The sequence below is a fragment of the Enterococcus sp. AZ079 genome (assembly GCF_050547255.1).
Lineage (GTDB): Bacteria > Bacillota > Bacilli > Lactobacillales > Enterococcaceae > Enterococcus_D > Enterococcus_D casseliflavus.
The window spans coordinates 441,411-463,906 of sequence record NZ_CP172955.1; the positions used below are offsets into that span (position 1 = coordinate 441,411).

A 22,496-nucleotide genomic window follows, 5' to 3' on the forward strand; every position below is an offset into this window, starting at 1 on the left:
ATGAAAAATATTAGACTGTATTACTTAGATGGAAAGGGGAATGTTGTATGAAACTTACGTATCACGGACACTCGGTGCTTGCTATCCAATTAGCGGATGGCCAAAAATTGTTGTTTGACCCTTTTATTACTGGAAATGCTCTGACTGATTTGGATGCAGACACAGTGGAAACCGATTGGCTTTTGATCACGCATGGTCATAGCGATCATATTGGGGACATGGTGCCGATCGCCAAAAGAAATGAAGCACCAGTGATCAGTGTCGTTGAAATTTGCCGCTATGCAGCCCGCAAAGGCGTTGCTGAGACGCATGGCATGAATATGGGAGGCTCTTTTGAGTTTCCGTTTGGCAAAATCTCAATGGTGGAAGCGAAACACAGCTCTGGTCTTGAAGAAGACGGAACGATGATCTATATGGGCAATCCAGTGGGGATCATTTTAGAAGCAGAAGGCAAAACCATCTACCACGCTGGCGATACTGCCCTCTTTAGCGATATGGCGATGATCGGTGAACGTTTCGACATCGATGTGGCGTTTTTACCGATCGGGGATAATTTTACGATGGGCGTTCAAGATGCTGCAACAGCAGCGGCGCTTTTAAACGCGAGCAAAGTAGTACCGATCCATTACAATACGTTTCCAATGATCAAGCAAGATCCGCAAACCTTCGTGAATTTATTGCCGGCAGGTGTGGGCCAGATCCTTGCAGTCGGTGAGACATTAGAAGTTTAAGCAACAGGAAGATTCGTAGTAGGAATAGGGGATAATTATGGCGACAAAACACGACTTGATTTTAGCGCATATCGAGAATCTGCCTGTAGGCGATCGCATCTCGGTGCGGGGAATCGCAAAAGACTTGAATGTCAGTGAAGGAACAGCCTATCGGGCGATCAAAGATGCGGAAAATATCGGCTTGGTTTCAACGATCCAACGTGTGGGAACCATTCGGATTGAACGGAAACTAAAGAAACACATTGAAAAACTAACTTTTGGCGAAGTCGTCCAAATCATTGAAGGCGATGTTTTGGGCGGCGCAGCCGGATTAGACAAAGACTTGAACAAATTTGTTATCGGCGCCATGAAGGAATCGGCAATGGAACGCTACATCACGCCTGGTTCCTTAGTGATCGTCGGAAACCGTAACGAAGTCCACAAGTTGGCATTGGAAGATGGCGCAGCCGTCTTGATCACGGGGGGCTTTGAAACCTCAGAGGAAATCTGTCGCTTAGCAGACGAATTGGAGCTGCCGATTTTACAAACGACCTATGACACCTTTACCGTGGCAACGATGATCAACCGTGCCTTGAGCGACCAGCTGATCAAAAAGGACATCATGCTGGTGAGTGACATTTATATGCCATTGGAAAAAACCAAGTATCTGCACACCTTTGATACGGTCAAGGATTACAAACTGCTTTCGGAGTCTACCAACCACTCCCGCTATCCAGTCGTCAACAAGAATATGCGGGTCGTTGGGATCATCACAGCCAAAGATGTCCTAGAAAAGCCTGACACGCAGATCATCGAACGAATCATGACCCGGGAACCACGGGTCGTAAAAAAAGAGATGAGTGTGGCCTCTGCCAGCCATCAGATGATTTGGGATGGCTTAGAAGTGATGCCCGTCGTAGCAGATGACCTTTCTTTGATTGGGATCGTTACACGCCAAGACATCATGAAAGCGATGCAGATGGTCCAACGACAAACACAAATTTCAGATACGATTTCAGACCAAATCTCGGGACAGATGCAAGTCATCGAACAAGATTTTGAAGGGAACAAATTGCCGCAGCCGCATTTCAGCTTTGCGGTGACGCCTCAAATGGTCAATGAAGTCGGAACGATCTCTTTTGGTGTCTTGAGTGAAGTGATCGCGAATACGGCAAAACGTACCATGCAGTTGAATCAACGGCGCAATAGTTGGATCGAGCAAGTCAATCTGCATTACTTCCGTTTGATCCAATTAGAAAGCGAGATCATCATTCAACCGAAGATTCTAGAACTGGGGCGACGTTCGGCGAAAATCGATATCGAAGTATCGATCGAAAATTCCTTAGTAGCAAAAGCGATCGTGGTATGCCAAGTAATGGAACGTCCATAAATCATCGAAAACGGCACTTATGGAAAAATTTTAGAGAGAAAGTTGAGACCATTCATGAAGGTACAAGAAGAAATACTTGCAACAATCAAAGCATTCGACCGAATCATTATCCATCGGCACCAACGCCCTGATCCAGATGCATTAGGATCACAAGTGGGCTTGGCAGAAATTTTACGAGCTAGTTTTCCCGAAAAAGAAATCTATCAAGTCGGCGGACCCGTTGAAGGATTGGATTACTTGGCGCTGATGCAGACGATCCCTGATGATTTGTATAAAGGAGCGTTGGTGATCGTTACAGATACGGCCAATGCACCACGGGTCAGTGACCAACGCTATGATCAAGGGGCGAAATTGATCAAAATCGATCATCACCCTAATGATGAGCCTTACGGAGAGCTGGTCTGGGTCAATACGAAAGCCAGCAGCTGTAGTGAGATGATCGTTTCGTTTTGGCAAATGTTTCAAAACGAGCTGACGATGACACAAGAAGCGGCTCGTCTGCTGTATGCGGGCATCGTTGGTGATACTGGACGGTTTTTATATCCGGCAACGACAGCGACAACGCTGCGCTTAGCGGCTGAACTATTGGATTACGGTTTTGATGCACCGAAGATCAATCGGCAATTGGATCAAGTCTCTCGCAGTGTTGCTCGCCTTTCAGGGTATGTCTACGAAAACATCGAGATCGATGAGATTGGTGCTGGCAAAGTGATCCTATCACAAGATTTGCAGCAGCGTTTTGGCGTAGTGGATTCGGAAACCTCAGCAGTCGTTTCCTTACCAGGGAAAATCGACGAAGTGATGGCTTGGGCGATCTTTGTCGAACAACCAGAAGGCTATTATCGGGTGCGGATGCGTTCGAAAGGTCCAGTGATCAATGAGATCGCCAAACGCCATCATGGCGGCGGACATCCCCTTGCCAGTGGAGCAAACGCAAAAGACCTTGAAGAAGTTGCCCTAATCTATCAAGAGATCCAAGCAGCGATCAAAGAATTTCAAGCAGAATAAACACTTTTACAAGAACATTTGCCAATAGAAAAAGGGCGTGCCAAAAGCTTTCGGCACGCCCTTTTTTAGACAAAACGCAGCGCAGGCTCATCACTGAACCCGCACTGCGTTTTTATGTTTATATTTGAGAAAAGCGCGGTTTAGCCCCGTAGATCGTCTAAAAATTCGGTTTTGCTTTTCGTTTTCTCGTCTTTCATTTTGATGACTTTGGCTGGTGAGCCAGCAACGACTGCGCCAGCAGGGACATCTTCAGTCACCACAGAACCGGCAGCGACGACTGCACCTTCGCCGACACGGACGCCTTCAAGGACGACGGCATTTGCACCGATCAAAACATTGTCTTCAATGATGACTGGGCTTGCTGAAGGTGGCTCAAGAACGCCAGCCAAGACAGCACCAGCGCCAATATGGGCTTTTTTTCCAACGGTTGCTCGGGCGCCTAAAATCGCACCCATGTCGATCATGGTTTCTTCACCAACGACGGCACCAATGTTGATCACGGCCCCCATCATGATAACGGCATTTTTTTCAATGATGGCTTGGTCACGGATAAAGGCACCTGGTTCGATACGGGCATCGACTTTCGTCAAGTCCAGCAAAGGGATCGCTGAGTTGCGGCGATCATTTTCCAGATAGTGATCGGTGATTTTGTCTTGGTGCACGGTTAAAAACTCAGCCACTTTTTGACTGTCACCAACCACGAAATAGAAAGTGCCGTTACCAAACAATTGGATGCCATCTGCTTGGACGTTACTAAGATCTCCATTGATATAGACTTTTACAGGTGTTTGTTTATTTGCTTCTTTGATGTATTTTGCTAATTGATAAGGATCGGAAAATTGTAATTCTGTCATGAGAGACCACCTTTACTTGTCGATTAGATTTTGCATGGAATAAAAACCAGCTGGTTGGTCGGCTAAAAATTCCGCTGCTTTTAGCGCACCATTGGCGAAGATTTCGCGGGAGAGCGCTGTGTGTTTTAATTCAATGATTTCATCCTGCCCAGCGTAGATGACAATGTGTTCTCCAGGGATCGTTCCGCCGCGAACGGCATGGATGCCCATCTGCTTGCGGTCATTTACTAGATCACTGCCTTCACGCCCGTAGAGATACTCTTTTTTCGTTTCGCAGCTGTCATTGATACTATCTGCCAACAGCAAAGCTGTACCACTTGGTGCATCGAGTTTTTGATTATGATGCTTTTCGATGATCTCAATGTCAAAGTCAGCTTCTAATGCGGGGGTGATACTTTGTAGTGCTTTGATCAGTACATTGATCCCCAACGACATATTGGCAGAATAAAAAACTGGGATCACTTTAGCAGCCAACGGCAGCATCATCTGCGTGTCTTCCGTCAAACCAGTTGTAGCAACCACGATAGGCAGCTGCTGTTCGACACAATAGTTCAATAAGGCAGGGACATTGCTATAATGAGAAAAATCAATCACCAAATCGATCGGCTGCGTGATTTTTTCTGGACGATCATAGATTGGAAAGGGACCATCTAATTGCTCGGTACGATCCAATCCGGCGGCCACTTCTAACTGAGGGTGCTTTGCGATCAGGCTTTGCAACACTTTGCCCATACGACCGTTTGCACCGCTTAATAAAATCTGTTTCACCAAAAACTCCTCCTTACAGCAATCCGTAATTGGTCATTTCTTCTTCTAAATGAACGAGGGTCGCATCTTCTGGGACACCCAAAGGCAAACGATAATGCAATTCGCATTTGCCTAGCAAGGAGACCGCTGCTTTGATCGGCACAGGATTTACTTCACTGAAAATCGCATCGATCAACGGTTTTTGTCGCAATTGCTCTTTGATGGCGGCTTTTACATCACCATTTAAGAAATCAGCAACGAGTTGTGCCGTTTGTTTCGGAGCGATATTGCCGATCGTTGAAATCACGCCAGAGCCACCTAAAGCTAGAATTGGGGTTACTTGATCGTCATTTCCTGAATAGATCGCAAAGTCATCATCCGCAAGACGAGCGATTTCTGCGATTTGCGAAATGTCGCCGCTGGCTTCTTTGATGCCTTTGATATTAGGGATTTTTTTCAGTTCTGCCACAGCTTCAGGTGTTAAATTTAAGCCGGTTCTTGAGCTGACGGAGTATAAGATCACTGGCAGCTCAACGCTTTGACAGATTGCTTCATAGTGAGCGACTAAACTTTTCTTGGTCGCTTTGTTGTAATAGGGTGTTACAACCAATAATGCGTCAGCACCAACGCGCTGTGCTTCTTTTGAAAGATGGATCCCATGTTGGGTGTTGTTGGAGCCTGTTCCGCCGATGACGGGGATTCGACCAGCAACTTGTTTTACCACCGCTTCGATCACCGCGATATGTTCTTCATCGTCTAACGTGGATGCTTCACCGGTCGTACCGCATGCAATGATTGCATTCGTTCCTTGCTGCACATGCCACTCCGCTAACTCCTTCAGCTTATCGAAATCCACCGAACCATCTTGAAGCATAGGGGTGATCAACGCAACGCCAGAACCTTTGAATATTGTCAAACTACGACACATCCTTTCAACCAATTTATTTTTCGTAACTCTACGTATAAGTGTACCAAAACGAGGGGTAAATTTTTCAATAAAAATCGAAACATTTCGACAATTTATACTATAGATTATTCGAATTATATACTATAATATTAAACAATATCAATGAAAAACTGAATATTCGTTGGTTTTTATGGATATTTTTAAAAGGAATGAATAGAAAGGTGTTTTAACATGCAAGTATCGCAAGCAGTCAAAGAATTAACCGAAGACGTGGTTCGTTTTCGTCGTGAATTACATACAATCCCTGAATTAGGGTTAACTGAGTTCAAAACAAAGGAATACTTGCTGCGTCAGTTGCAATCCTTTGGGATCAAAGAAATCTATCCAGTGATTGAAACCGGCTTGATTGCGGTCTTTCGCAGCGATCGCCCAGGAAAGACGCTGGCCTTTCGAACGGATATCGATGCACTACCGATCAAAGAAGAGACAGGTGTTTCCTTTGTTTCCAAACATGAAGGGAAAATGCATGCCTGCGGTCATGACGGCCATATGGCAACGATGCTAGGGTTCGCTAAATATTTGGCAACACATCCTGAAGTGATTCGTGGAACGATCGTTTTGATTTTCCAACCAGCCGAGGAAAGCCCCGGTGGCGCTCAATTGATGATCGATGAAGGCATCTTACGAGATTTTGGCGTGGAAAAAATCGTGGGGCTGCATGTCTTCCCAGACTTTCCCGAAGGAGTCATTGCGAGCCGGAAAGGTCCGATGATGGCCCGTAACGGCGAGATCAATCTAACGATCAACGGCACGAGTGCCCATGGTGCCCAGCCTCATCAAGGACATGATGCAATTTTAGCCGCGGCTGCGATTATTCAAGGATTGCATTCGATCATTTCACGCAATATCAGCCCGCTTTCTGCTGGGGTCATCACTTTTGGGAAGATCCATGGGGGAGATGCGGAAAATATCATTCCCGGTAAGGTCGTTTTAAAAGGAACGATGCGGGCGTTTGAAGATGAAGTCTATGAAACGATGACGCGCAGAATCACCACCGTCGCACAAGAAATCGCCAAAGGATATGATTGCACGGCGGATGTCGAATTCGAACATCTTTATCGTGTCGTGGACAATGATCCTGAGATGGTGGAAGTGTTGGAAAAAGTGGTCGGGGAGAGCTACCGAGAAACACCACCATATATGTTGGCAGAGGATTTTTCGATGTACCAAAAGGAGATCCCAGGTGTCTTTTTCTTTGTGGGTACCCGAAATGAAGAAAAAGGCTATGTCCACCCTTTACACAGCAGCAAAATGAATTTTGACGAAAAAAATCTATTGCAAGGCATCGAATGCTACGTTCGTTTGATCGAGGCGTTGAACGAGCCAACAGACAAGGAGTAAAGCGATGGCAAAAGAAATCAAGAACAATCACTTATACATTGACGGTTGTGATACCGTTGAGCTGGCAAAAACCTTCGGAACCCCCCTTTACGTGTATTCCGTTTCGGAAATTCGCGAAGAATGCCAAAAGATTCAGGCGCAGTTTTTGACGCGCTACAGCAAGACACGGGCAGCCTATGCCGCTAAAGCTTTCTGCACCACAGCAATGCTGCAAGTGATCAAGTCAGAAGGACTCTCATTAGACGTGGTTAGCGGTGGAGAACTGTATACAGCGATCCAAGCTGATTTTCCAGCAGAACACATCGAGTTTAACGGCAATAATAAATCGATTGAAGAATTAGCAGCCGCCCTTGATTATGGCGTAGGACGGATCATCGTTGATGGCATTCAAGAAGTCGGCTTGATCCGCGCGTTATGTCAAGAAAAGCAAGTCGTTGCTAAAATTTTGTTGCGCATCACACCCGAGGTTTCGGTCAGCACCCATCAATTTATCTCGACCGGACAAAAAGATTCGAAATTCGGGATTCCTTTAGATGAAGAAATCTTATTTCCGTTAGTGGAAGAAGTGATTCAAGCACCTGAATTGGATTTCTATGGCCTGCATTTTCATGTCGGCAGTCAATTGTCGGACAATCGCTCACATCTAGCGGCAGTTGATGCGGCTTTGGCCCTTGTCCAAACCATTCATGAACGCTTTGATTATTGGATCAAAGAACTAAATGTTGGCGGCGGCTTTGGCGTTCGATACACAGATGCAGATATTCGCCAACCCTATAGCTACTTTTTAGATCCTGTGATGGAAAAAATCGACGCCTTTTATGCGCAGCACCAGAGCGAACGTCCGACCATCGTTATTGAACCTGGGCGCAGTATCGTCGCAGAAGCAGGTATCAGTTTGCACACCATCGGCAGTATCAAGACATTGCCGGGAATCAGAACATACGCCAGCATTGACGGTGGCATGACAGACAATATTCGTCCGGGTCTTTATCAGGCAACTTACACTGGGATCTTAGCCAACCGCGCTTCCGAAGCTGCGACACAAAAGATCACCATTTCTGGCAAAGCTTGTGAGAGCACGGACATCTTAGTAAAAGACCTTGCATTACCGCCCGTTGAAACTGGGGATCTGTTTGCTACGTTCGCAACAGGAGCTTATGGCTATTCGATGGCCAGCAGCTACAATAATTTACAGATTCCTGCAGTCGTCTTTGTGGAAAACGGCCAAGCGGAATTAGCCGTTAAACGCCAGTCCTACGAGCAAATGCTGCAAAATGAAGTGGTTCCTTCGTTTCTAAAAGAGGGAGCTTCCAGCAAGTAAAATTTTGAAAAGCAGGTGACAACATGACGATTCCTTATACAAAAATGCAAGGTGCAGGAAATGATTTTATCGTAATCGATAACCGCACATTGAAATTCTCCCATGAACAACTGTCGCAATTTGCTGCTCAGGTTTGCCATCGGAAATTTTCTGTTGGCGCGGATGCAGTCATGGCTGTGGATTTTCCCACAGGAACCGCTGATTTTCGGATGCGGTTTTACAATGCTGATGGGACCGAAGCAGAAATGTGCGGCAACGGCGCTCGCTGTATTGCCCGTTATGCCTTTGAGAAGGGAATTGCTGGCGAGCAGATGACCATCGAAACAGTTGCTGGCGATGTCCCCGCATGGCGCTTGTCGGCAAAACACTACAAAGTAACCTTGAATCCACCCACCGTGACTACATTTGATCAAGCGTACCCGAATCCAATGGTTTCATTCGTGGACTATGTGGAATTGGGTGATCCAGGAATCCCTCATGCGGTGGTTCACTATCCTGGTCTGGCAGAAACTGAGTTGGAACAGCTGGCTGAACTTGCCAAAGAGATACGCTATTGGGAGGTTTTTCCCAAAGGGGCGAATGTCAATTTCTATGAAGAAGATGACAAGGGTGATCTGATCGTTCGCACGTATGAACGAGGGGTGGAAGGTTTTACCTATGCGTGCGGCACAGGTTCTGGTGCCACTGCGTATGTCGTGACCAAACGTCACCAGCAATCGGCAGCGAATGTCTTGCTGCACGTGTTGGGTGGCGAGTTAACGGTAGAAGTTGATGTTGATCAGGGCGCATTAGAATTGATCGGCGATGCGGTTATGGTATCTGAAGGCTTGATTTTAGATGAGAATTTGGCTCTGTAAACACTGTGAAAATTATTGCAAAAAGATGATATTTTCGTGAAAAAAAGAATTGACATTCATTTGAGGCTATCGTATAGTTAAACACAACTTAAAAACACGCGATGATAAGAAGAGTAAGTCAGTTTCGATTGGATCAGAGAGCTCGGATTGGTGAGAAAGAGCACAGCCGTTTGACTGAAGATGGCCTTGGAGCGTTTGGACGTGAGCAAAAGCAAGCGTGCAGCGGGATTGCCCGTTACAGCAAAGCAGTTGATAAACTGATAAGGTTGGCAGCTTGTGCCAATGAATTAAAGGTGGTACCACGAACATGGTTGTTTCGTCCTTTCTCTATGATGGAGAAAGGACGTTTTTTTATTATAAAAAGGGGGAACTAAAAAATGAAACAGTTGAAAAAGGGAATCGTTGGGTTAGTTGCTGCTGCTGTCTTAATTACATTGGCAGCTTGTGGCAATACTAGCAGCACAGAGGATACACAGTCTGCTGAAAACAGTGTAGATGCAGTGGAAGAAAAAGTCGTTGGAGTGGCACCAGGACCATATGGCGATATGGTGACAGAGATGATCTCTCCATTACTGGAAGAAAAAGGGTATCAACTAACGACCAAAGTGTTTAATGATTATATTCAGCCGAACAATGCCTTGGCGAATGGCCAAATCGATGCCAATTTGTTTCAGCATACGGCCTATCTAGAAAAATTTTCGGCAGATAACCAGTTATCTCTTACGGCATTACAAAAAGTGCCAACATTGGGAATGGGCATCTATTCGAAGCAACTGTCCAGCTTGGATGAGTTAGCAGACGGGGCGACTGTTTCGATTGCCAATGATGCCTCAAATTTAGCTCGGACCTTGCAACTGTTAGCTGCCAATGAGTTGATCACCATCGCAGACAATATCGACGAAACGAAGGCAACGGTGAATGATATCGAAGAAAATCCGAAGAATCTGACATTTAAAGAATTAGACGCAGCCCAATTGGCTCGTTCGTTAGATACAGTCGATTTAGCTTTAGTACCAGGAAACTTCGCTTGGGCAGCTTCTCTTGATCCTGCAGATGCTTTGGCGTTGGAGTCGTTGAAAGAAGAATATAAAAATGTCTTTGTGGTGTCCACCGAAGAAGAAGACAGTGATTTTGCTAAGGCAGTTACGGAAGTATTAGAAAGTGATGCATTTAAAGAAGCGATTGCCGAATCACCGTTCAGCAACTTTGATCAACCGAAATTTTGGACTGAGTAAGAAGGGCATATCTTATGGCAAAAATAGAAGTAAAACAAGTATCAGTGACATTCACTCATAAAAAACAAATCAAAAAAGCAGTGGATTCCGTTGATTTTTCCGTTCAAGCTGGAGAAGTATACGGGATCGTCGGATTGAGCGGGGCTGGGAAAAGTACCTTGGTTCGTACGTTGAATCTACTGCAGGTGCCCTCTAGCGGTCAAATTCTGATTGATGGTCAAGACATCACGCAAGCCAAAGGCAAACACTTGCGTGAAGTACGACAAAAAATCGGGATGATCTTTCAGCATTTCAATCTGATCCATAATCGAACCATCAAGGAAAATTTAGCCTTTGCTTTGCGCGCTGGTGATTATCCGAAAGATCAGCAAGAAGCGAGGATCAAGGAACTGTTGGAAATGGTGGATCTGCCTCACAAAATTCACGAGTATCCGAATAATTTGTCTGGGGGAGAAAAGCAACGAATCGGCATTGCACGAGCGATTGCCAACGAACCTGAGATTTTGTTGTGTGACGAAGCTACCAGTGCGTTAGATGTTGAAACGACTGAAGAAATTTTGAAATTATTGATCCGAATCAAGGAACAGACAGGCATCACCATCGTCTTTATCACTCATGAATTGGATGTTGCCCGTAAGTTTTTTGATCGGGTGGCAGTGATGGAAAAGGGGCGCATCGTTGAAGAACAAACGACCTATGGCTTGTTCAGTCAGCCTAAACAGCCTATTACGAAAAAACTGGTAGGCCGCTACTTGGATCTGACGCTTCCTGAAGAGATTCTAGCATCTTTCACGCAAGGCGACTTGCTGGAATTGCGCTACCAAGGTGAGTATACGTTAGAACCGCTGATTTCGACTGTAGCGAAAGCCTACGATGTGTCGATCAATATCATCCATGGGAAAATTGAGTATATCAAAAAAGATGTGATCGGTATTTTGTATATCTATTTGACGGGACCTGCCGAAGAAGCAGCAAAAGCCCAAGAACACTTAGCTGCGAACGTCTTTTCTCTAAGAAAGATAGGTGAGAAAAATGGCTGAAACGATTGAGATTTTAAAAACAAACCTGCCTCAAGCACTATGGGAAACATTCTTTATGGTGGGGACCTCAGCAATTATAGGAGTAGTTTTCGGCTTATTAATTGGATTAGTCCTGTTTTTAGTCGGCAGTAACCTTTTTCATAAAAATATTTTCTTGCATCATCTGGCCGATTTTGTCGTCAATGCAATCCGTTCGCTGCCATTTTTGATCTTATTGATTACGCTGATTCCGTTATCAGCGATGCTGATCGGTGATCCTTATACCCCAGCGGGTGGTGCGATTGCTTTATCGATTGCCGCGATTCCTTTTTACGCCCGAATCGCTGAATCCGCATTTGCCGAAATCGACTATGGCGTCCTTGAAGCCAGCGTCGCTTCTGGAGCATCGACGGGACAGATCGTTCGCGAAGTGATTTTACCAGAAAGTCTGCCAGCTTTGATTCGTGGATTTGTGCTAACTTTGATCAGTCTTTTAGGCTACTCAGCGATGGTGGGAACAATTGGCGCAGGCGGCATTGGCGATTTAGCAATTCAGTATGGTTATTATCGCTATGAAACGGCGATTTTGATTGTGGTGATTCTCCTGCTGATTCTTCTGGTACAAATCATCCAGTGGGTCGGCGATGCTTGTGCGAATCATTTCTCAAAATAATATCCAACCTTTGTAGTTCCTTTTCGAATACACTTGAGTTATCGCTTCTGTTATTACTCTACAGAAGCGATTTTTTTTACTTACAGGTCACTGATTTTTGGTTGCACCTCTAATGGTTTTTCGGTATGCTGATGGTGAGTTGTTTTTTTACAGCGAAAATTATATTTTAAAGGAGCAACACTATGACTCAAATTCCTAACTGTCCAAATTGCCAATCTGAATACGCTTATGAAGACCGTGGGCTGTTTGTTTGTCCTGAATGCGGAAACGAATGGCAAGAGCAACAAGCGATGGAAGAAGCACCCGTATATAAAGATGCCAACGGCAATATTTTAGTCGATGGCGATACAGTAACGGTCATCAAAGACTTGAAAGTCAAAGGCGCATCTGGCGCCATCAAACAAGGAACGAAAGTGAAAAACATCAAATTAGTCGAAGGCGACCACAACATTGATTGCAAGATCGATGGCTTCGGCGCAATGAAACTAAAATCAGAATTTGTAAAAAAAGGTTAAAAACAAAATCTTCCAGTCATCTTCATAATTTTTTCACCACTTTAATGGTAAAATAAGGTCAAAGATTAAAAGGGGGAATTTTATCGTGTATGGTATGGGCGGATACGGGTTCGGCTTTTTTTATGACCCGACTTTCATTCTTGTAATTATCGGTATGGTGATTTCGCTAGCAGCGTCAGCGTACGTCAAAAGTACCTTTAACAAATATGACAAAGTCAGAAGTAAAAATAATATTACCGGCACAAAAGCGGCGCAGTACATCTTGCAAAGCCAAGGAATCAATAATGTGGGTGTGCAAGCGATCGCTGGTGATTTGACGGATAATTACAATTCTGGCAACAAAATGCTGAGTTTATCGCAATCCACTGCACAATCAACTTCGGTAGCAGCAATCGGTGTTGCGGCCCATGAGTGTGGACACGCAGTCCAAGATGCCAAAGGTTATTTTCCTTTGCGTTTGCGTCATGCGATCGTACCGATCGCTAATATCGGAACCAGCATCTCGATCCCATTGATTTTGATTGGGGTCCTATTACGAGGATCGTTTCTGATCAACTTAGGCTTGTTGGCTTTCTCATTGGCGTTTATTTTCCAATTAGTGACCTTGCCAGTCGAGTTCGATGCCTCAAAACGGGCGATCCGTATTTTGGCAGATGGTGGCTTGTTAACAGAAGATGAAGTACCACAAGCAAGAAGAGTGCTCTTTGCCGCAGCGTTGACGTATGTCGCAGCTGCCGTAGCAACCTTATTGCAGCTCTTACGTTTGATTATTTTATTCGGTAATAACAACCGTCGGAATTAGAAAATGGAAACAAATAATAACAAAGTGGCTCAATCAAGATTTCTTGGTTGAGCCGCTTTTTGTATGGAATATTATGATTTAACGAAAACTTTTGACAGGTGCTCTGTCCAAAAATCAGTAAAATCTTTGATGGTTCCATCTTTATTTAGCTGTGCCTGTTCAAATACTGATTTATTCTTACCGAATGGATCAATTGCGATAATTGTTCCAATCCCAGCACGCTTGGCAGCAAGCAAACCTGAATAAGCATCTTCGATAACAAGACAATCTGCAGGAGCTAAGCCCAATTTGCCAGCCGCTTTAAGAAAAATATCCGGTTGCGGTTTTCCAGGAAAAGAGCCATCGTCATAGACGATCTTATCCCAATCAAACCAGCGAGCTAAATCGAAAGTATCAAAATAAAAAGCAACATTCTCTTTAACAGTAGCGGTGGCGATCGTTAATGGAATCTGCTGGTCAGTCAGCTGATCAAGAGTCGCTTCAAGCCCCTTTGTCAATTGGAGATCGTTCTTATTTTGCAAGCAAAGCATACGATAATAGCTTTCTTTTTCTTCTGACAATACGGCGATCTCAGAGGCGGTCAAATGTTCTGAAATGAAATGTTTTAAAATCTCCGTATTCGTTCGACCATGGATATTTTTTAAAATATCCTCATCTGATAAACCATCTTTTGTATGATCATGAATCATGTGCAGCCAAGCAGCTTCATGTAGATGAGAGTCCAAAAACATTGTTCCGTTGAAATCAAAAATAATCCCTTTCATAGTTACGCTCCTATAGTGGTATTTTCGGTTGAATCAGCAATTTGCAGATCGACATATTGTGCATAGTGCTCTTGAACCTCTCGCGAGATCTGGCGATCCGTAATGAGTAAATCGAAATCATGTAAATTATAAAACACATAAAAATCATCGCGATTGAACTTTTTGTTATCAACGAGCAGATATTTCTTGCGAGAATTATTTAATGCGATCTGCTGCGCTTCTCCTTCTTCTGTACTGTAAGTAGAAATTGCTTCGTTGTGAACGCCATTTGAACTGATAAATGCTTTTGTAAACTTTAGTCTTCTTAAATTGTCGTTGGTGATTGGTCCAACAAATGCGCCGGTATTTTTACGGAAATCACCACCAATTAGTAAAATTTCTGGTCCATCTGCTTGCGCAAGAATATCAAAAACCGGGTAATTGTTTGTAATAATCCGAATTTTCTTGTTCAGTAAATGGGTCGCCAAAAGTTCGATTGTTGTACCTGGTCCTAAAAAAATTGTTTCGCCTTCTTGAATTGAGGAGGCTGCTGCGGCAGCAATTTCTTTTTTTTCTTGAATCTGCAGAGTGGCTTTTTCGGTGTGAGAAAGTTCTTGATCTAAAGTGTAGGAAAGACTTTGCGCCCCTCCATGGACACGTAGCAGCTTGCCCGATTTTTCTAATTCATCTAAATCTCTGCGAACGGTCATATCAGAAACATCTAATTGATTGATGATTTCATTAACGGTAAGGATTCCTTTTTTATTGACCATTTCTACGATAGTAAACAATCTTTCTTTTTTCAGCATCGTCTTCACCTCTAATTTAAGGATAATCTACCATATAATCGGATAACAGTCAATCTGTTTCAAACAAAAACAAACAATTATTTGCGTGATACATGTTTATTTCAATGGTTTTTATCATTTTTTTCGATTTTTGTGATTATTTATGTTTGTTTTTGTTGACAAATGTTTTGGATGCGATTACAATTCAATCAGTTAGAAAGTGTGGAAACTGATTATAGATTTGAGGAGAGATGTACATGCTTAAATTACCAGAAGATTTTATTTTTGGTGGAGCCACAGCAGCCTATCAGGTTGAAGGAGCCACTAAGGAAGGCGGCAAAGGCGCTGTTGCTTGGGATGATTTTTTAGAGGAACAGGGTAGATTCAGTCCCGATCCGGCAAGTGATTTTTATCATCAATATGCAAAGGATATTGAATTGTGTGAACGATTTGGTGTGAATGGGCTAAGATTATCCATTGCATGGAGTCGAATTTTTCCTGATGGTGATGGGGAACCGAACCCAGAAGGAATCGCTTTTTATCATCGTGTGTTCGAAGAATGTGCGAAAAGAAACGTAACGCCGTTTGTGACATTGCATCATTTTGATACCCCTAAACGTTTGTTTGACCAGGGAGATTTTTTGAATCGAGAAACAATAGAAGCATTCGTTTCCTATGCCATTTTTTGTTTTCATGAATTCAAAGAAGTGAAAGTGTGGAGTACCTTTAATGAAATCTATCCTGTTGCGACCAATCAATATTTGTTAGGCGTTTTCCCGCCAGGAATCAAATATGATTTTACAAAAATCATCGCCTGTCTTCATAATATGATGGTTGCCCATGCACGTGTAGTGAACTATTTCAAAGAAAACGAACTTCCAGGCGAAATCGGTGTCGTTCACTCATTGGAGACGAAATATGCGGCAACAGATGCTCCAGAAGATAAGCATGCAGCCTTTTTAGACGATGCATTGTCGATCCGCTTCTTATTAGATGCTACTTATTTAGGCTATTATTCAACTGAAACCTTGACTGCTCTTGATGAGATATGTGAAGCAAATCAGGCCAGCTATCATTTTCCTGAAGAAGATTTTGTCGAATTGAAAAAAGCCTCCACGCGTAATGACTATTTAGGGATCAATCACTACCAATGCCATTTTGTCAAAGCTTACGATGGAGAAAACGCGATCCATCATAATGGCACGGGTGAAAAAGGGACCTCTGTTTATAAAGTGAAGGGGATCGGAGAACGCATTTATAAAGAAGGAATTCCTCGAACAGATTGGGACTGGCTGATTTATCCAGAAGGGCTTTATGACTTGTTGTTGCGAATTAAAAGCGATTACCCGCATTACAACAAAATCTATATCACTGAAAACGGCATGGGGTATAAAGACCAGTTTGAAGATGGCATCATTATGGATCAGCCGAGAATCGACTATTTGAGAGTCTATTTGGAATCCTTAAGCAAGGCGATAACAGCTGGGGTAAATGTGAAGGGATATTTTTTGTGGTCGCTTATGGATCTTTTCTCATGGACAAATGGGTATAACAAAAGGTATGGCTTGTTTTATGTTGATTTTGAAACCCAGAAGCGTTACCCGAAAGAGTCAGCATACTGGTACAAATTAGTTAGTGAAACCAAAACGATTATTTAATAAGTAATAATGGAGGAAGAAAAGATGAATAAAGAGGAATTACAAATGCTTGGTTTTGAGATCGTTGCTTATTCAGGGGACGCTCGCAGTACATTATTGAAATTATTGAAAGAAGTAAGACAAGGGAACTTTGAGCATGTTGATTCAGCACTGAAAGAAGCCGACGAAAATTTAACCCTTGCACACAATTCGCAAACGAAAATTTTAGCGGAAGAAGCATCGGGAAAAGAGATGGAGATGGGATTCATTTTTATCCATGGACAGGATCATTTAATGACCACTTTGTTGCTGAGAGATCTGATTCAAGACTTTATTGCACTGTACAAGCAGAATCAAGGATAGGAGAAGAACGCTATGGATGGAATCATTAAACAAATCGAAAAAGGGAAACCGTTTTTTGAAAAAATCTCACGCAATAGTTATCTGGGAGCCGTTCGTGACGGATTTTTAACAGCGATGCCGGCTATTTTATTCTCAAGCATATTCATTTTGATTGCTGCGGTTCCTGAGATTTTTGGTTACCAATGGCCTGAAGCTGTCTCCACTTGGTTGTGGAAAGTCTATAATTATTCGATGGGGGTTGTAGGGTTACTTGTTTCAGCAACCACTGCTCGCTGCTTGGCTGATTCGATGAATCGCCGCTTACCGAAAAACAAAGTAATCAACACGACTTCTGTGATGCTGGCTTCTGTGGTAAGTTTCCTGTTGTTAAGCGTCTCTCCAATCGAAGGCGGATTTTCAACGGAATACATGGGGACAAAGGGGCTTTTGGCGTCCTTTGTCGCTGCATTTTTAACAGTTAATTTATATAAGTTTTGTGTGCTGAAAGATATTACCATTAAGATGCCTAAAGAAGTTCCTGGTACGATTTCGCAAACCTTCCGAGATATTTTTCCTTTCTCTTTTTCAGTATTTGCGGCCGTTTTAATTGATTTAGGTATTCGGCAAATTTTCCAAATCTCATTTGCAGAAGCAATCATTACTGTGCTGCAGCCATTATTCACAGCAGCCGACGGTTATTTAGGAATCGCTATTATCTGGGGAGCGATGGCGCTATTTTGGTTTGTCGGTGTTCATGGACCGTCGATCGTGGAACCAGCAATTGCAGCAATTATCTATGCCAATGTGGAAACCAATCTGCAATTGTTCAATTCCGGTGAGCAAGCTTCAAAAGTACTGACAGTCGGTTTAGGAAATTTTGTAGGAACTATGGGAGGAACTGGGGCCACATTGGTCGTTCCTTTTATCTTCTTACTCTTTGCTAAGTCTAAACAATTGAAGGCAGTCGGGAAAGCTTCCTTTATTCCAGTAAGTTTTGCTGTCAATGAACCATTGTTGTTTGCAGCACCCATGATTTTGAATCCTTATTTTTTCATTCCGTTTTTGTTAACACCAGTTGTAAACGTTTGCTTGTTTAAGTTTTTTGTCGATGTGCTAGGCATGAACAGTTTTATGTACGTTTTACCTTGGGCAACTCCGGCACCGATCGGTTTGGTTCTAGGAACAGGCATGGGGGTGTTAGCCTTTGTTTTAGCAGCGGTTCTAATCGTCGTTGACTTCCTGATCTATCTACCATTTTGTAAAGCATACGATGCTGTTTTAGTAGAGCAAGAAGCACAAAAAGCGGAAGTGATCGCAACCGAAGAAGGTGCTTCTGCTGCTATACGTGAGGAAGTACCTGTGGCAGCGAGACAAATTATCAGCGATACAAATAAAGAAATCAATGTGTTGGTGCTTTGTGCTGGAGCAGGGACAAGTGCGATGTTAGCTAATGCTTTAAAAGAAGGTGCATCTGAATCGAAAGCACCGATCAGTGCAATGGCGGGTGCTTATGGTTCTCATTACGAAATGCTGAAGGATTTTGATATGGTGGTCTTAGCACCGCAAGTCAATTCTTACTATGATGATATCAAAGAAGATACCGATCGCTTAGGAATCAAGCTGGTTGCGACAAAAGGAGCAGAATATATCGGATTAACGAGAGATCCTGAAAAAGCCGTTCAATTTATTCTGAGCCAATTTCAATAAAGGAGGAGCAAATGAATGAAAAAGGGAGCTTGGTTGCGTAAAGTCGCTTTATTTGCAGCTGTGATAGGGACTTTGGGGGCTGTTTCAAAAACAGTTGAAGCATCTGCCAGCGAGTTTATTCGCGGAGCAGATATTTCAATCTTGTCAGATATGGAAAAATCTGGTGCAAAATATTATGAAGATGGTATTTCAAAAGATGCCTTAGAGATTCTAAAAAATAATGGTGTCAACTATGTTCGACTGCGTTTGTGGCAGGATCCTTATAATAGTAACGGAGAAAGTTATGGGGCAGGGACAAATGATCTGGAAACGACGATTGCCCTTGCAAAACGAGCAAAAAGTCTTGGACTCAACGTGTTGCTAGATTTCCATTACAGTGATTTTTGGGTTGATCCTGGGAAACAGAATGTTCCTAAAGCGTGGCAAGATCTGACCTTTGAAGAAATGAATACGGCATTGTATGACTATACAAAGAACGTTCTGTCGGAAATGAAGCAGCTAGACGTTTATCCTGATATGGTTCAGATCGGCAATGAACTGAATAGTGGCATGCTCTGGCCTTATGGCAAGTCTTGGGGAGAAGACGGGGGAGAGTTTGATCGATTGGCTACTTTTTTGAAGTCTGGTGTCCAAGCTGTTCGAGACACTCAACCTAAAACAACTCCAGTAATGCTCCACTTAGCTGATGGTGGCGATACAGGAGCATTTACTTGGTGGTTTGATGAAATCACCAGTCGGGGTGTGTCATTTGATTTAATTGGAGTATCGTATTATCCGTATTGGCACGGTTCAATGAATGAACTTCAAACCAATATGAATACGATCAGTCAACGGTATGGCAAAGAAGTGATCGTAGTTGAAACAGCTTATGGGCATACAACAGCGAATGCAGATACTATGCCAAATGCCTTTGGCGAAGCCGAAGCAGCGGCGGGGGGATATGAACCAACGCCGTCAGGACAAGCAGAGTATTTGCTGGATCTAGCCGATCGTATTCAAGCGGTGCCGAATGATCGCGGGGCGGGCTTCTTTTACTGGGAACCTCTTTGGTACAACGGAAACGTGAGTTGGGCAACACAAGCAGGTATGAATTATCTCGGTGTTCAATCCACTATGGGAAACGAATGGGACAACCAGGCGATGTTTGATTTTGCTGGAAACGCCTTGCCAAGCTTGCGTGCGTTTAAACAAGCAGGGACGCAAACAAATCTGGTTAAAAATGCAAGTTTCGAGAGCGATGGACCAACGACCAGTCCTTCTGATTTGCAAACGTGGTTTCAACAAGGAACAGCTGAAGGTACGATCAAAACGGAAGCAGGGACTTTTTTTGGAGACTACAAATTAACTTTTTGGAAGGACCAAGCTTACGAGGCATCAGCTTATCAAAATATTAGTGGCATCAGCGATGGAACTTACACATTGAGTGCCTACGTAATGTCTGGGGGAGAGTTTGATACCAATCAGTTATATATCAAAAATTATGGTGGAGCGGAACTAAATACTGCGGTTGATAAAACCAGTGAATGGACAAAAATTACAATCAAAGACATTCCAATTACAACAGGTGTTTGTGAAATCGGGGTTTATAGCAAGGCTTCAGCAAATGCTTGGACGAACGTTGATTTTGTTTCGTTGGTGAAACAATAGTCTAAGGATTGCTGCGATTGATCCTCAGAGCTCCCTTTCAACCGCATCACTAGCGTAGAAGGCAGGAATCGAACCTGCACCTCGTCTTTGCCAAAAATAACCAGAAATACGTTCCGATCATTTTTACCAAAACGAGTAAAGCGCCAGACTTCATCTACACTTTGTATTATGCCAAAGAGAGTTCAACGATTTCGTAAGAAGCAATGAAAAATTTGCAAAAAGTTGTGCAGAAAACATGAAGGTTGTTTAAGAAAGAATAACCATAGAATTTAGTCGAGAAAAAGAAGGAACCAGCTGTATCAATAAGTAAAGCGGTTTGTCTGGAAACTTCGTTTTTTTCTGAAAAAATCAAATAAAGTTTTCTTGACATTTGCTAGGTGAGAATGTATCATTCTGTTTGGGCACTCTTTACAAGAGTCAGAAAGTGATTTAGAATTTTCGCTCCCTATTCATTTATGGATAGGGAGCTTTTATTATTTTCTAAATGCTTTTCCTGTAAAATAGATTAAAGGAGTTTTTCAGTTTATGACAAAATATATTTTTGTAACCGGCGGTGTGGTTTCTTCTATTGGTAAAGGGATCGTAGCAGCATCATTAGGACGTCTGTTGAAAAATCGCGGCTTGAAAGTAACGATTCAAAAATTCGATCCGTACATCAACGTCGATCCAGGAACGATGAGCCCATACCAACATGGTGAAGTATTCGTAACCGATGATGGAGCAGAGACCGACTTAGACTTAGGTCACTATGAACGCTTTATCGATATCAATTTGAACAAATACTCAAATGTAACAACTGGAAAAATCTATTCAGAAGTTTTGCGGAAAGAGCGTAAAGGAGAATACTTAGGCGCGACTGTTCAAGTGATCCCGCATATCACCAACGAGATCAAAGAAAAAATCATGCGGGCAGCCAAAATGACTGATTCAGATGTGATCATTACAGAAGTCGGCGGTACAGTAGGGGATATTGAATCATTACCATTTCTAGAAGCTTTGCGTCAAATGAAGGCAGACGTAGGTTCAGACAATGTGATGTACATCCATACGACGCTGATTCCTTATTTGAAAGCAGCAGGCGAAATGAAAACCAAACCGACACAACATAGTGTGAAGGAACTGCGCGGCTTAGGGATTCAACCAAATATCTTGGTCGTTCGGACAGAACAACCCGTAGGACAATCAACGAAAAACAAATTGGCACAATTCTGTGACGTGGCACCAGAAGCCGTGATCGAATCTCGTGACGTTGAGACCCTTTATTCGATCCCATTGGCACTGCAAGCGCAAGGCATGGATCAAATCGTGTGTGATCATTTGAAACTGACTGCACCAGCTGCTGACATGACCGAGTGGCAAGCATTGGAAGAAAAGGTACTGAATTTGAAGAAAAAAGTACGCATCGCATTAGTCGGAAAATACGTGGAATTGCCAGATGCTTATCTATCAGTTGTCGAAGCTTTGAAACATTCTGGTTTTGCCTTTGATGCTGACATCGAGATCGATTGGATCAAAGCCCAAGAAATCACACGAGAAAACGTGGATTCTTACTTAGGTGAAGTAGACGGTATTCTCGTTCCTGGTGGATTCGGTGATCGCGGGATTGAAGGAAAAATCGAAGCGATCCGATATGCTCGGGAAAACGATGTGCCATTCTTAGGGATTTGTCTAGGGATGCAAATGGCTTGTGTGGAATATGCCCGCAATGTCGTTGGCTTGGAAAATGCCAATTCCGCAGAAACCGATCCTGAAACAGCCAACAACATCATTGATTTGATGGCTGACCAAGAAAACATCGAAAACTTAGGTGGGACATTGCGCTTAGGCTTGTACCCATGTAAAGTGAAAAAAGGCACCAAAACAGCTGCAGCTTATGACGGAGAAGAAGTTGTTCAAGAACGTCACCGTCATCGTTATGAATTCAACAACAAATACCGTGAAATCTTTGAAGCAAACGGGATGGTTTTCTCAGGTGTATCACCAGACAATCGTTTGGTTGAGATCGTTGAGATCCCAGAAAACAAATTCTTCGTGGGTTGCCAATTCCACCCAGAATTGATTTCTCGTCCAACTCGCCCACAACGCTTGATCAAAGCCTTTGTTGGAGCTTCATTGGATAACCGCCAACCATAATAATCGCTAGCGGCAAACCAAGCAATGAATGTGCGAAACTCCTCATCTCAAGATGGGGAG

At 43.3% G+C, this 22,496-nt stretch carries 21 protein-coding genes and 1 other annotated feature; of the genes, 16 read left to right on the forward strand and 5 right to left on the reverse strand.

Annotated elements, in window-relative coordinates; all coding sequences use genetic code 11:
- Positions 1–47: 47 nt before the first annotated feature.
- From IGJ15_RS02170 to IGJ15_RS02180, 3 genes are read left to right on the forward strand one after another with little or no spacing between them, the layout of a single operon-like run.
- On the forward strand, positions 48–731 hold the full coding sequence (locus IGJ15_RS02170; RefSeq protein WP_005228247.1) for a metal-dependent hydrolase: 684 nt from the start codon (positions 48–50) through the stop codon (positions 729–731).
- Between the two features lie 37 nt (positions 732–768).
- The gene (locus IGJ15_RS02175) at positions 769–2,100 is read left to right on the forward strand and encodes a DRTGG domain-containing protein (RefSeq protein ID WP_005228249.1); all 1,332 of its coding nucleotides are present in this window, start codon (positions 769–771) and stop codon (positions 2,098–2,100) included.
- Positions 2,101–2,154: 54 nt separating this feature from the next.
- Positions 2,155–3,108 (forward strand): DHH family phosphoesterase, encoded by a 954-nt coding sequence (locus IGJ15_RS02180; protein WP_010749979.1) that lies wholly within the window; start codon positions 2,155–2,157, stop codon positions 3,106–3,108.
- A gap of 140 nt (positions 3,109–3,248) precedes the next feature.
- Here the strand turns inward: IGJ15_RS02180 and dapD are convergent, their stop codons facing one another.
- From dapD to dapA, 3 genes are read right to left on the reverse strand one after another with little or no spacing between them, the layout of a single operon-like run.
- Positions 3,249–3,962: a 2,3,4,5-tetrahydropyridine-2,6-dicarboxylate N-acetyltransferase gene (dapD, locus tag IGJ15_RS02185; protein WP_010749978.1), complete on the reverse strand. Its 714-nt coding sequence runs from the start codon at positions 3,960–3,962 to the stop codon at positions 3,249–3,251.
- 12 nt (positions 3,963–3,974) lie between these two features.
- On the reverse strand, positions 3,975–4,730 hold the full coding sequence (gene dapB, locus IGJ15_RS02190) for a 4-hydroxy-tetrahydrodipicolinate reductase (RefSeq protein WP_005233953.1): 756 nt from the start codon (positions 4,728–4,730) through the stop codon (positions 3,975–3,977).
- Between the two features lie 13 nt (positions 4,731–4,743).
- Positions 4,744–5,625, reverse strand: coding sequence for a 4-hydroxy-tetrahydrodipicolinate synthase (dapA, locus tag IGJ15_RS02195; RefSeq protein ID WP_008380503.1), 882 nt, complete (start codon positions 5,623–5,625; stop codon positions 4,744–4,746).
- Positions 5,626–5,847: 222 nt separating this feature from the next.
- Between dapA and IGJ15_RS02200 the strand changes: the two genes are divergently transcribed.
- The 8 genes from IGJ15_RS02200 (at position 5,848) to IGJ15_RS02235 (ending at position 13,439) form a co-directional block, all read left to right on the forward strand.
- Positions 5,848–7,017, forward strand: a complete 1,170-nt coding sequence (locus tag IGJ15_RS02200; RefSeq protein ID WP_005228259.1) for a M20 metallopeptidase family protein — start codon at positions 5,848–5,850, stop codon at positions 7,015–7,017.
- A gap of 4 nt (positions 7,018–7,021) precedes the next feature.
- The gene (gene lysA, locus IGJ15_RS02205; RefSeq protein WP_010749977.1) at positions 7,022–8,338 is read left to right on the forward strand and encodes a diaminopimelate decarboxylase; all 1,317 of its coding nucleotides are present in this window, start codon (positions 7,022–7,024) and stop codon (positions 8,336–8,338) included.
- A 23-nt stretch (positions 8,339–8,361) separates the two neighbouring features.
- Positions 8,362–9,195: a diaminopimelate epimerase gene (gene dapF / locus IGJ15_RS02210; protein ID WP_010749976.1), complete on the forward strand. Its 834-nt coding sequence runs from the start codon at positions 8,362–8,364 to the stop codon at positions 9,193–9,195.
- Positions 9,196–9,287: 92 nt separating this feature from the next.
- Positions 9,288–9,522: a binding site (T-box leader), on the forward strand.
- A gap of 50 nt (positions 9,523–9,572) precedes the next feature.
- Positions 9,573–10,430 carry a MetQ/NlpA family ABC transporter substrate-binding protein gene (locus tag IGJ15_RS02215; RefSeq protein ID WP_010749975.1) on the forward strand — a complete coding sequence of 286 codons (858 nt, stop codon included), beginning with the start codon at positions 9,573–9,575 and terminating at the stop codon, positions 10,428–10,430.
- A 14-nt stretch (positions 10,431–10,444) separates the two neighbouring features.
- Positions 10,445–11,470, forward strand: a complete 1,026-nt coding sequence (locus tag IGJ15_RS02220) for a methionine ABC transporter ATP-binding protein (RefSeq protein ID WP_010749974.1) — start codon at positions 10,445–10,447, stop codon at positions 11,468–11,470.
- The gene (locus IGJ15_RS02225; RefSeq protein WP_010749973.1) at positions 11,463–12,122 is read left to right on the forward strand and encodes a methionine ABC transporter permease; all 660 of its coding nucleotides are present in this window, start codon (positions 11,463–11,465) and stop codon (positions 12,120–12,122) included. Before IGJ15_RS02220 ends, IGJ15_RS02225 begins: the two co-directional genes overlap by 8 nt.
- Before the next feature lie 182 nt (positions 12,123–12,304).
- The gene (locus tag IGJ15_RS02230; protein WP_010749972.1) at positions 12,305–12,637 is read left to right on the forward strand and encodes a zinc ribbon domain-containing protein YjdM; all 333 of its coding nucleotides are present in this window, start codon (positions 12,305–12,307) and stop codon (positions 12,635–12,637) included.
- A 94-nt stretch (positions 12,638–12,731) separates the two neighbouring features.
- Positions 12,732–13,439 (forward strand): zinc metallopeptidase, encoded by a 708-nt coding sequence (locus tag IGJ15_RS02235; protein ID WP_005228270.1) that lies wholly within the window; start codon positions 12,732–12,734, stop codon positions 13,437–13,439.
- A 71-nt stretch (positions 13,440–13,510) separates the two neighbouring features.
- Here IGJ15_RS02235 and IGJ15_RS02240 read toward each other — a convergent pair whose 3' ends face one another.
- On the reverse strand, positions 13,511–14,203 hold the full coding sequence (locus tag IGJ15_RS02240) for an HAD family hydrolase (protein WP_010749970.1): 693 nt from the start codon (positions 14,201–14,203) through the stop codon (positions 13,511–13,513).
- Between the two features lie 2 nt (positions 14,204–14,205).
- Entirely contained in the window at positions 14,206–14,991 is a 786-nt protein-coding gene (locus tag IGJ15_RS02245) for a DeoR/GlpR family DNA-binding transcription regulator (RefSeq protein ID WP_010749969.1), read from the reverse strand.
- Between the two features lie 236 nt (positions 14,992–15,227).
- On the opposite strand from IGJ15_RS02245, the gene lacG reads away from it, so the two are divergent.
- The 5 genes from lacG to IGJ15_RS02270 all read left to right on the forward strand — a co-directional run bounded on the left by lacG (position 15,228) and on the right by IGJ15_RS02270 (position 22,436).
- On the forward strand, positions 15,228–16,628 hold the full coding sequence (gene lacG / locus IGJ15_RS02250; protein WP_010749968.1) for a 6-phospho-beta-galactosidase: 1,401 nt from the start codon (positions 15,228–15,230) through the stop codon (positions 16,626–16,628).
- A 24-nt stretch (positions 16,629–16,652) separates the two neighbouring features.
- Entirely contained in the window at positions 16,653–16,970 is a 318-nt protein-coding gene (locus IGJ15_RS02255; protein ID WP_010749967.1) for a PTS lactose/cellobiose transporter subunit IIA, read from the forward strand.
- A gap of 12 nt (positions 16,971–16,982) precedes the next feature.
- On the forward strand, positions 16,983–18,656 hold the full coding sequence (locus IGJ15_RS02260) for a PTS lactose transporter subunit IIBC (RefSeq protein WP_010749966.1): 1,674 nt from the start codon (positions 16,983–16,985) through the stop codon (positions 18,654–18,656).
- A gap of 15 nt (positions 18,657–18,671) precedes the next feature.
- Entirely contained in the window at positions 18,672–20,303 is a 1,632-nt protein-coding gene (locus IGJ15_RS02265) for a glycoside hydrolase family 53 protein (RefSeq protein ID WP_010749965.1), read from the forward strand.
- Positions 20,304–20,828: 525 nt separating this feature from the next.
- Entirely contained in the window at positions 20,829–22,436 is a 1,608-nt protein-coding gene (locus tag IGJ15_RS02270) for a CTP synthase (RefSeq protein ID WP_060791466.1), read from the forward strand.
- Positions 22,437–22,496: the final 60 nt, after the last annotated feature.

What these genes read in the sequence shown, in the direction of transcription:
- IGJ15_RS02175 (WP_005228249.1), top strand. Translation starts at nt 769, where the DNA reads ATGGCGACAAAACACGACTTGATTTTAGCGCATATCGAGAATCTGCCT.
- IGJ15_RS02245 (WP_010749969.1), bottom strand. Translation starts at nt 14,991, where the DNA reads ATGCTGAAAAAAGAAAGATTGTTTACTATCGTAGAAATGGTCAATAAA.
- IGJ15_RS02170 (WP_005228247.1), top strand. Translation starts at nt 48, where the DNA reads ATGAAACTTACGTATCACGGACACTCGGTGCTTGCTATCCAATTAGCG.
- IGJ15_RS02255 (WP_010749967.1), top strand. Translation starts at nt 16,653, where the DNA reads ATGAATAAAGAGGAATTACAAATGCTTGGTTTTGAGATCGTTGCTTAT.
- IGJ15_RS02265 (WP_010749965.1), top strand. Translation starts at nt 18,672, where the DNA reads ATGAAAAAGGGAGCTTGGTTGCGTAAAGTCGCTTTATTTGCAGCTGTG.
- IGJ15_RS02235 (WP_005228270.1), top strand. Translation starts at nt 12,732, where the DNA reads ATGGGCGGATACGGGTTCGGCTTTTTTTATGACCCGACTTTCATTCTT.
- IGJ15_RS02180 (WP_010749979.1), top strand. Translation starts at nt 2,155, where the DNA reads ATGAAGGTACAAGAAGAAATACTTGCAACAATCAAAGCATTCGACCGA.
- IGJ15_RS02220 (WP_010749974.1), top strand. Translation starts at nt 10,445, where the DNA reads ATGGCAAAAATAGAAGTAAAACAAGTATCAGTGACATTCACTCATAAA.
- IGJ15_RS02270 (WP_060791466.1), top strand. Translation starts at nt 20,829, where the DNA reads ATGACAAAATATATTTTTGTAACCGGCGGTGTGGTTTCTTCTATTGGT.
- IGJ15_RS02200 (WP_005228259.1), top strand. Translation starts at nt 5,848, where the DNA reads ATGCAAGTATCGCAAGCAGTCAAAGAATTAACCGAAGACGTGGTTCGT.
- IGJ15_RS02215 (WP_010749975.1), top strand. Translation starts at nt 9,573, where the DNA reads ATGAAACAGTTGAAAAAGGGAATCGTTGGGTTAGTTGCTGCTGCTGTC.
- dapF (WP_010749976.1), top strand. Translation starts at nt 8,362, where the DNA reads ATGACGATTCCTTATACAAAAATGCAAGGTGCAGGAAATGATTTTATC.
- lysA (WP_010749977.1), top strand. Translation starts at nt 7,022, where the DNA reads ATGGCAAAAGAAATCAAGAACAATCACTTATACATTGACGGTTGTGAT.
- IGJ15_RS02260 (WP_010749966.1), top strand. Translation starts at nt 16,983, where the DNA reads ATGGATGGAATCATTAAACAAATCGAAAAAGGGAAACCGTTTTTTGAA.
- IGJ15_RS02240 (WP_010749970.1), bottom strand. Translation starts at nt 14,203, where the DNA reads ATGAAAGGGATTATTTTTGATTTCAACGGAACAATGTTTTTGGACTCT.
- lacG (WP_010749968.1), top strand. Translation starts at nt 15,228, where the DNA reads ATGCTTAAATTACCAGAAGATTTTATTTTTGGTGGAGCCACAGCAGCC.
- dapD (WP_010749978.1), bottom strand. Translation starts at nt 3,962, where the DNA reads ATGACAGAATTACAATTTTCCGATCCTTATCAATTAGCAAAATACATC.
- IGJ15_RS02230 (WP_010749972.1), top strand. Translation starts at nt 12,305, where the DNA reads ATGACTCAAATTCCTAACTGTCCAAATTGCCAATCTGAATACGCTTAT.
- IGJ15_RS02225 (WP_010749973.1), top strand. Translation starts at nt 11,463, where the DNA reads ATGGCTGAAACGATTGAGATTTTAAAAACAAACCTGCCTCAAGCACTA.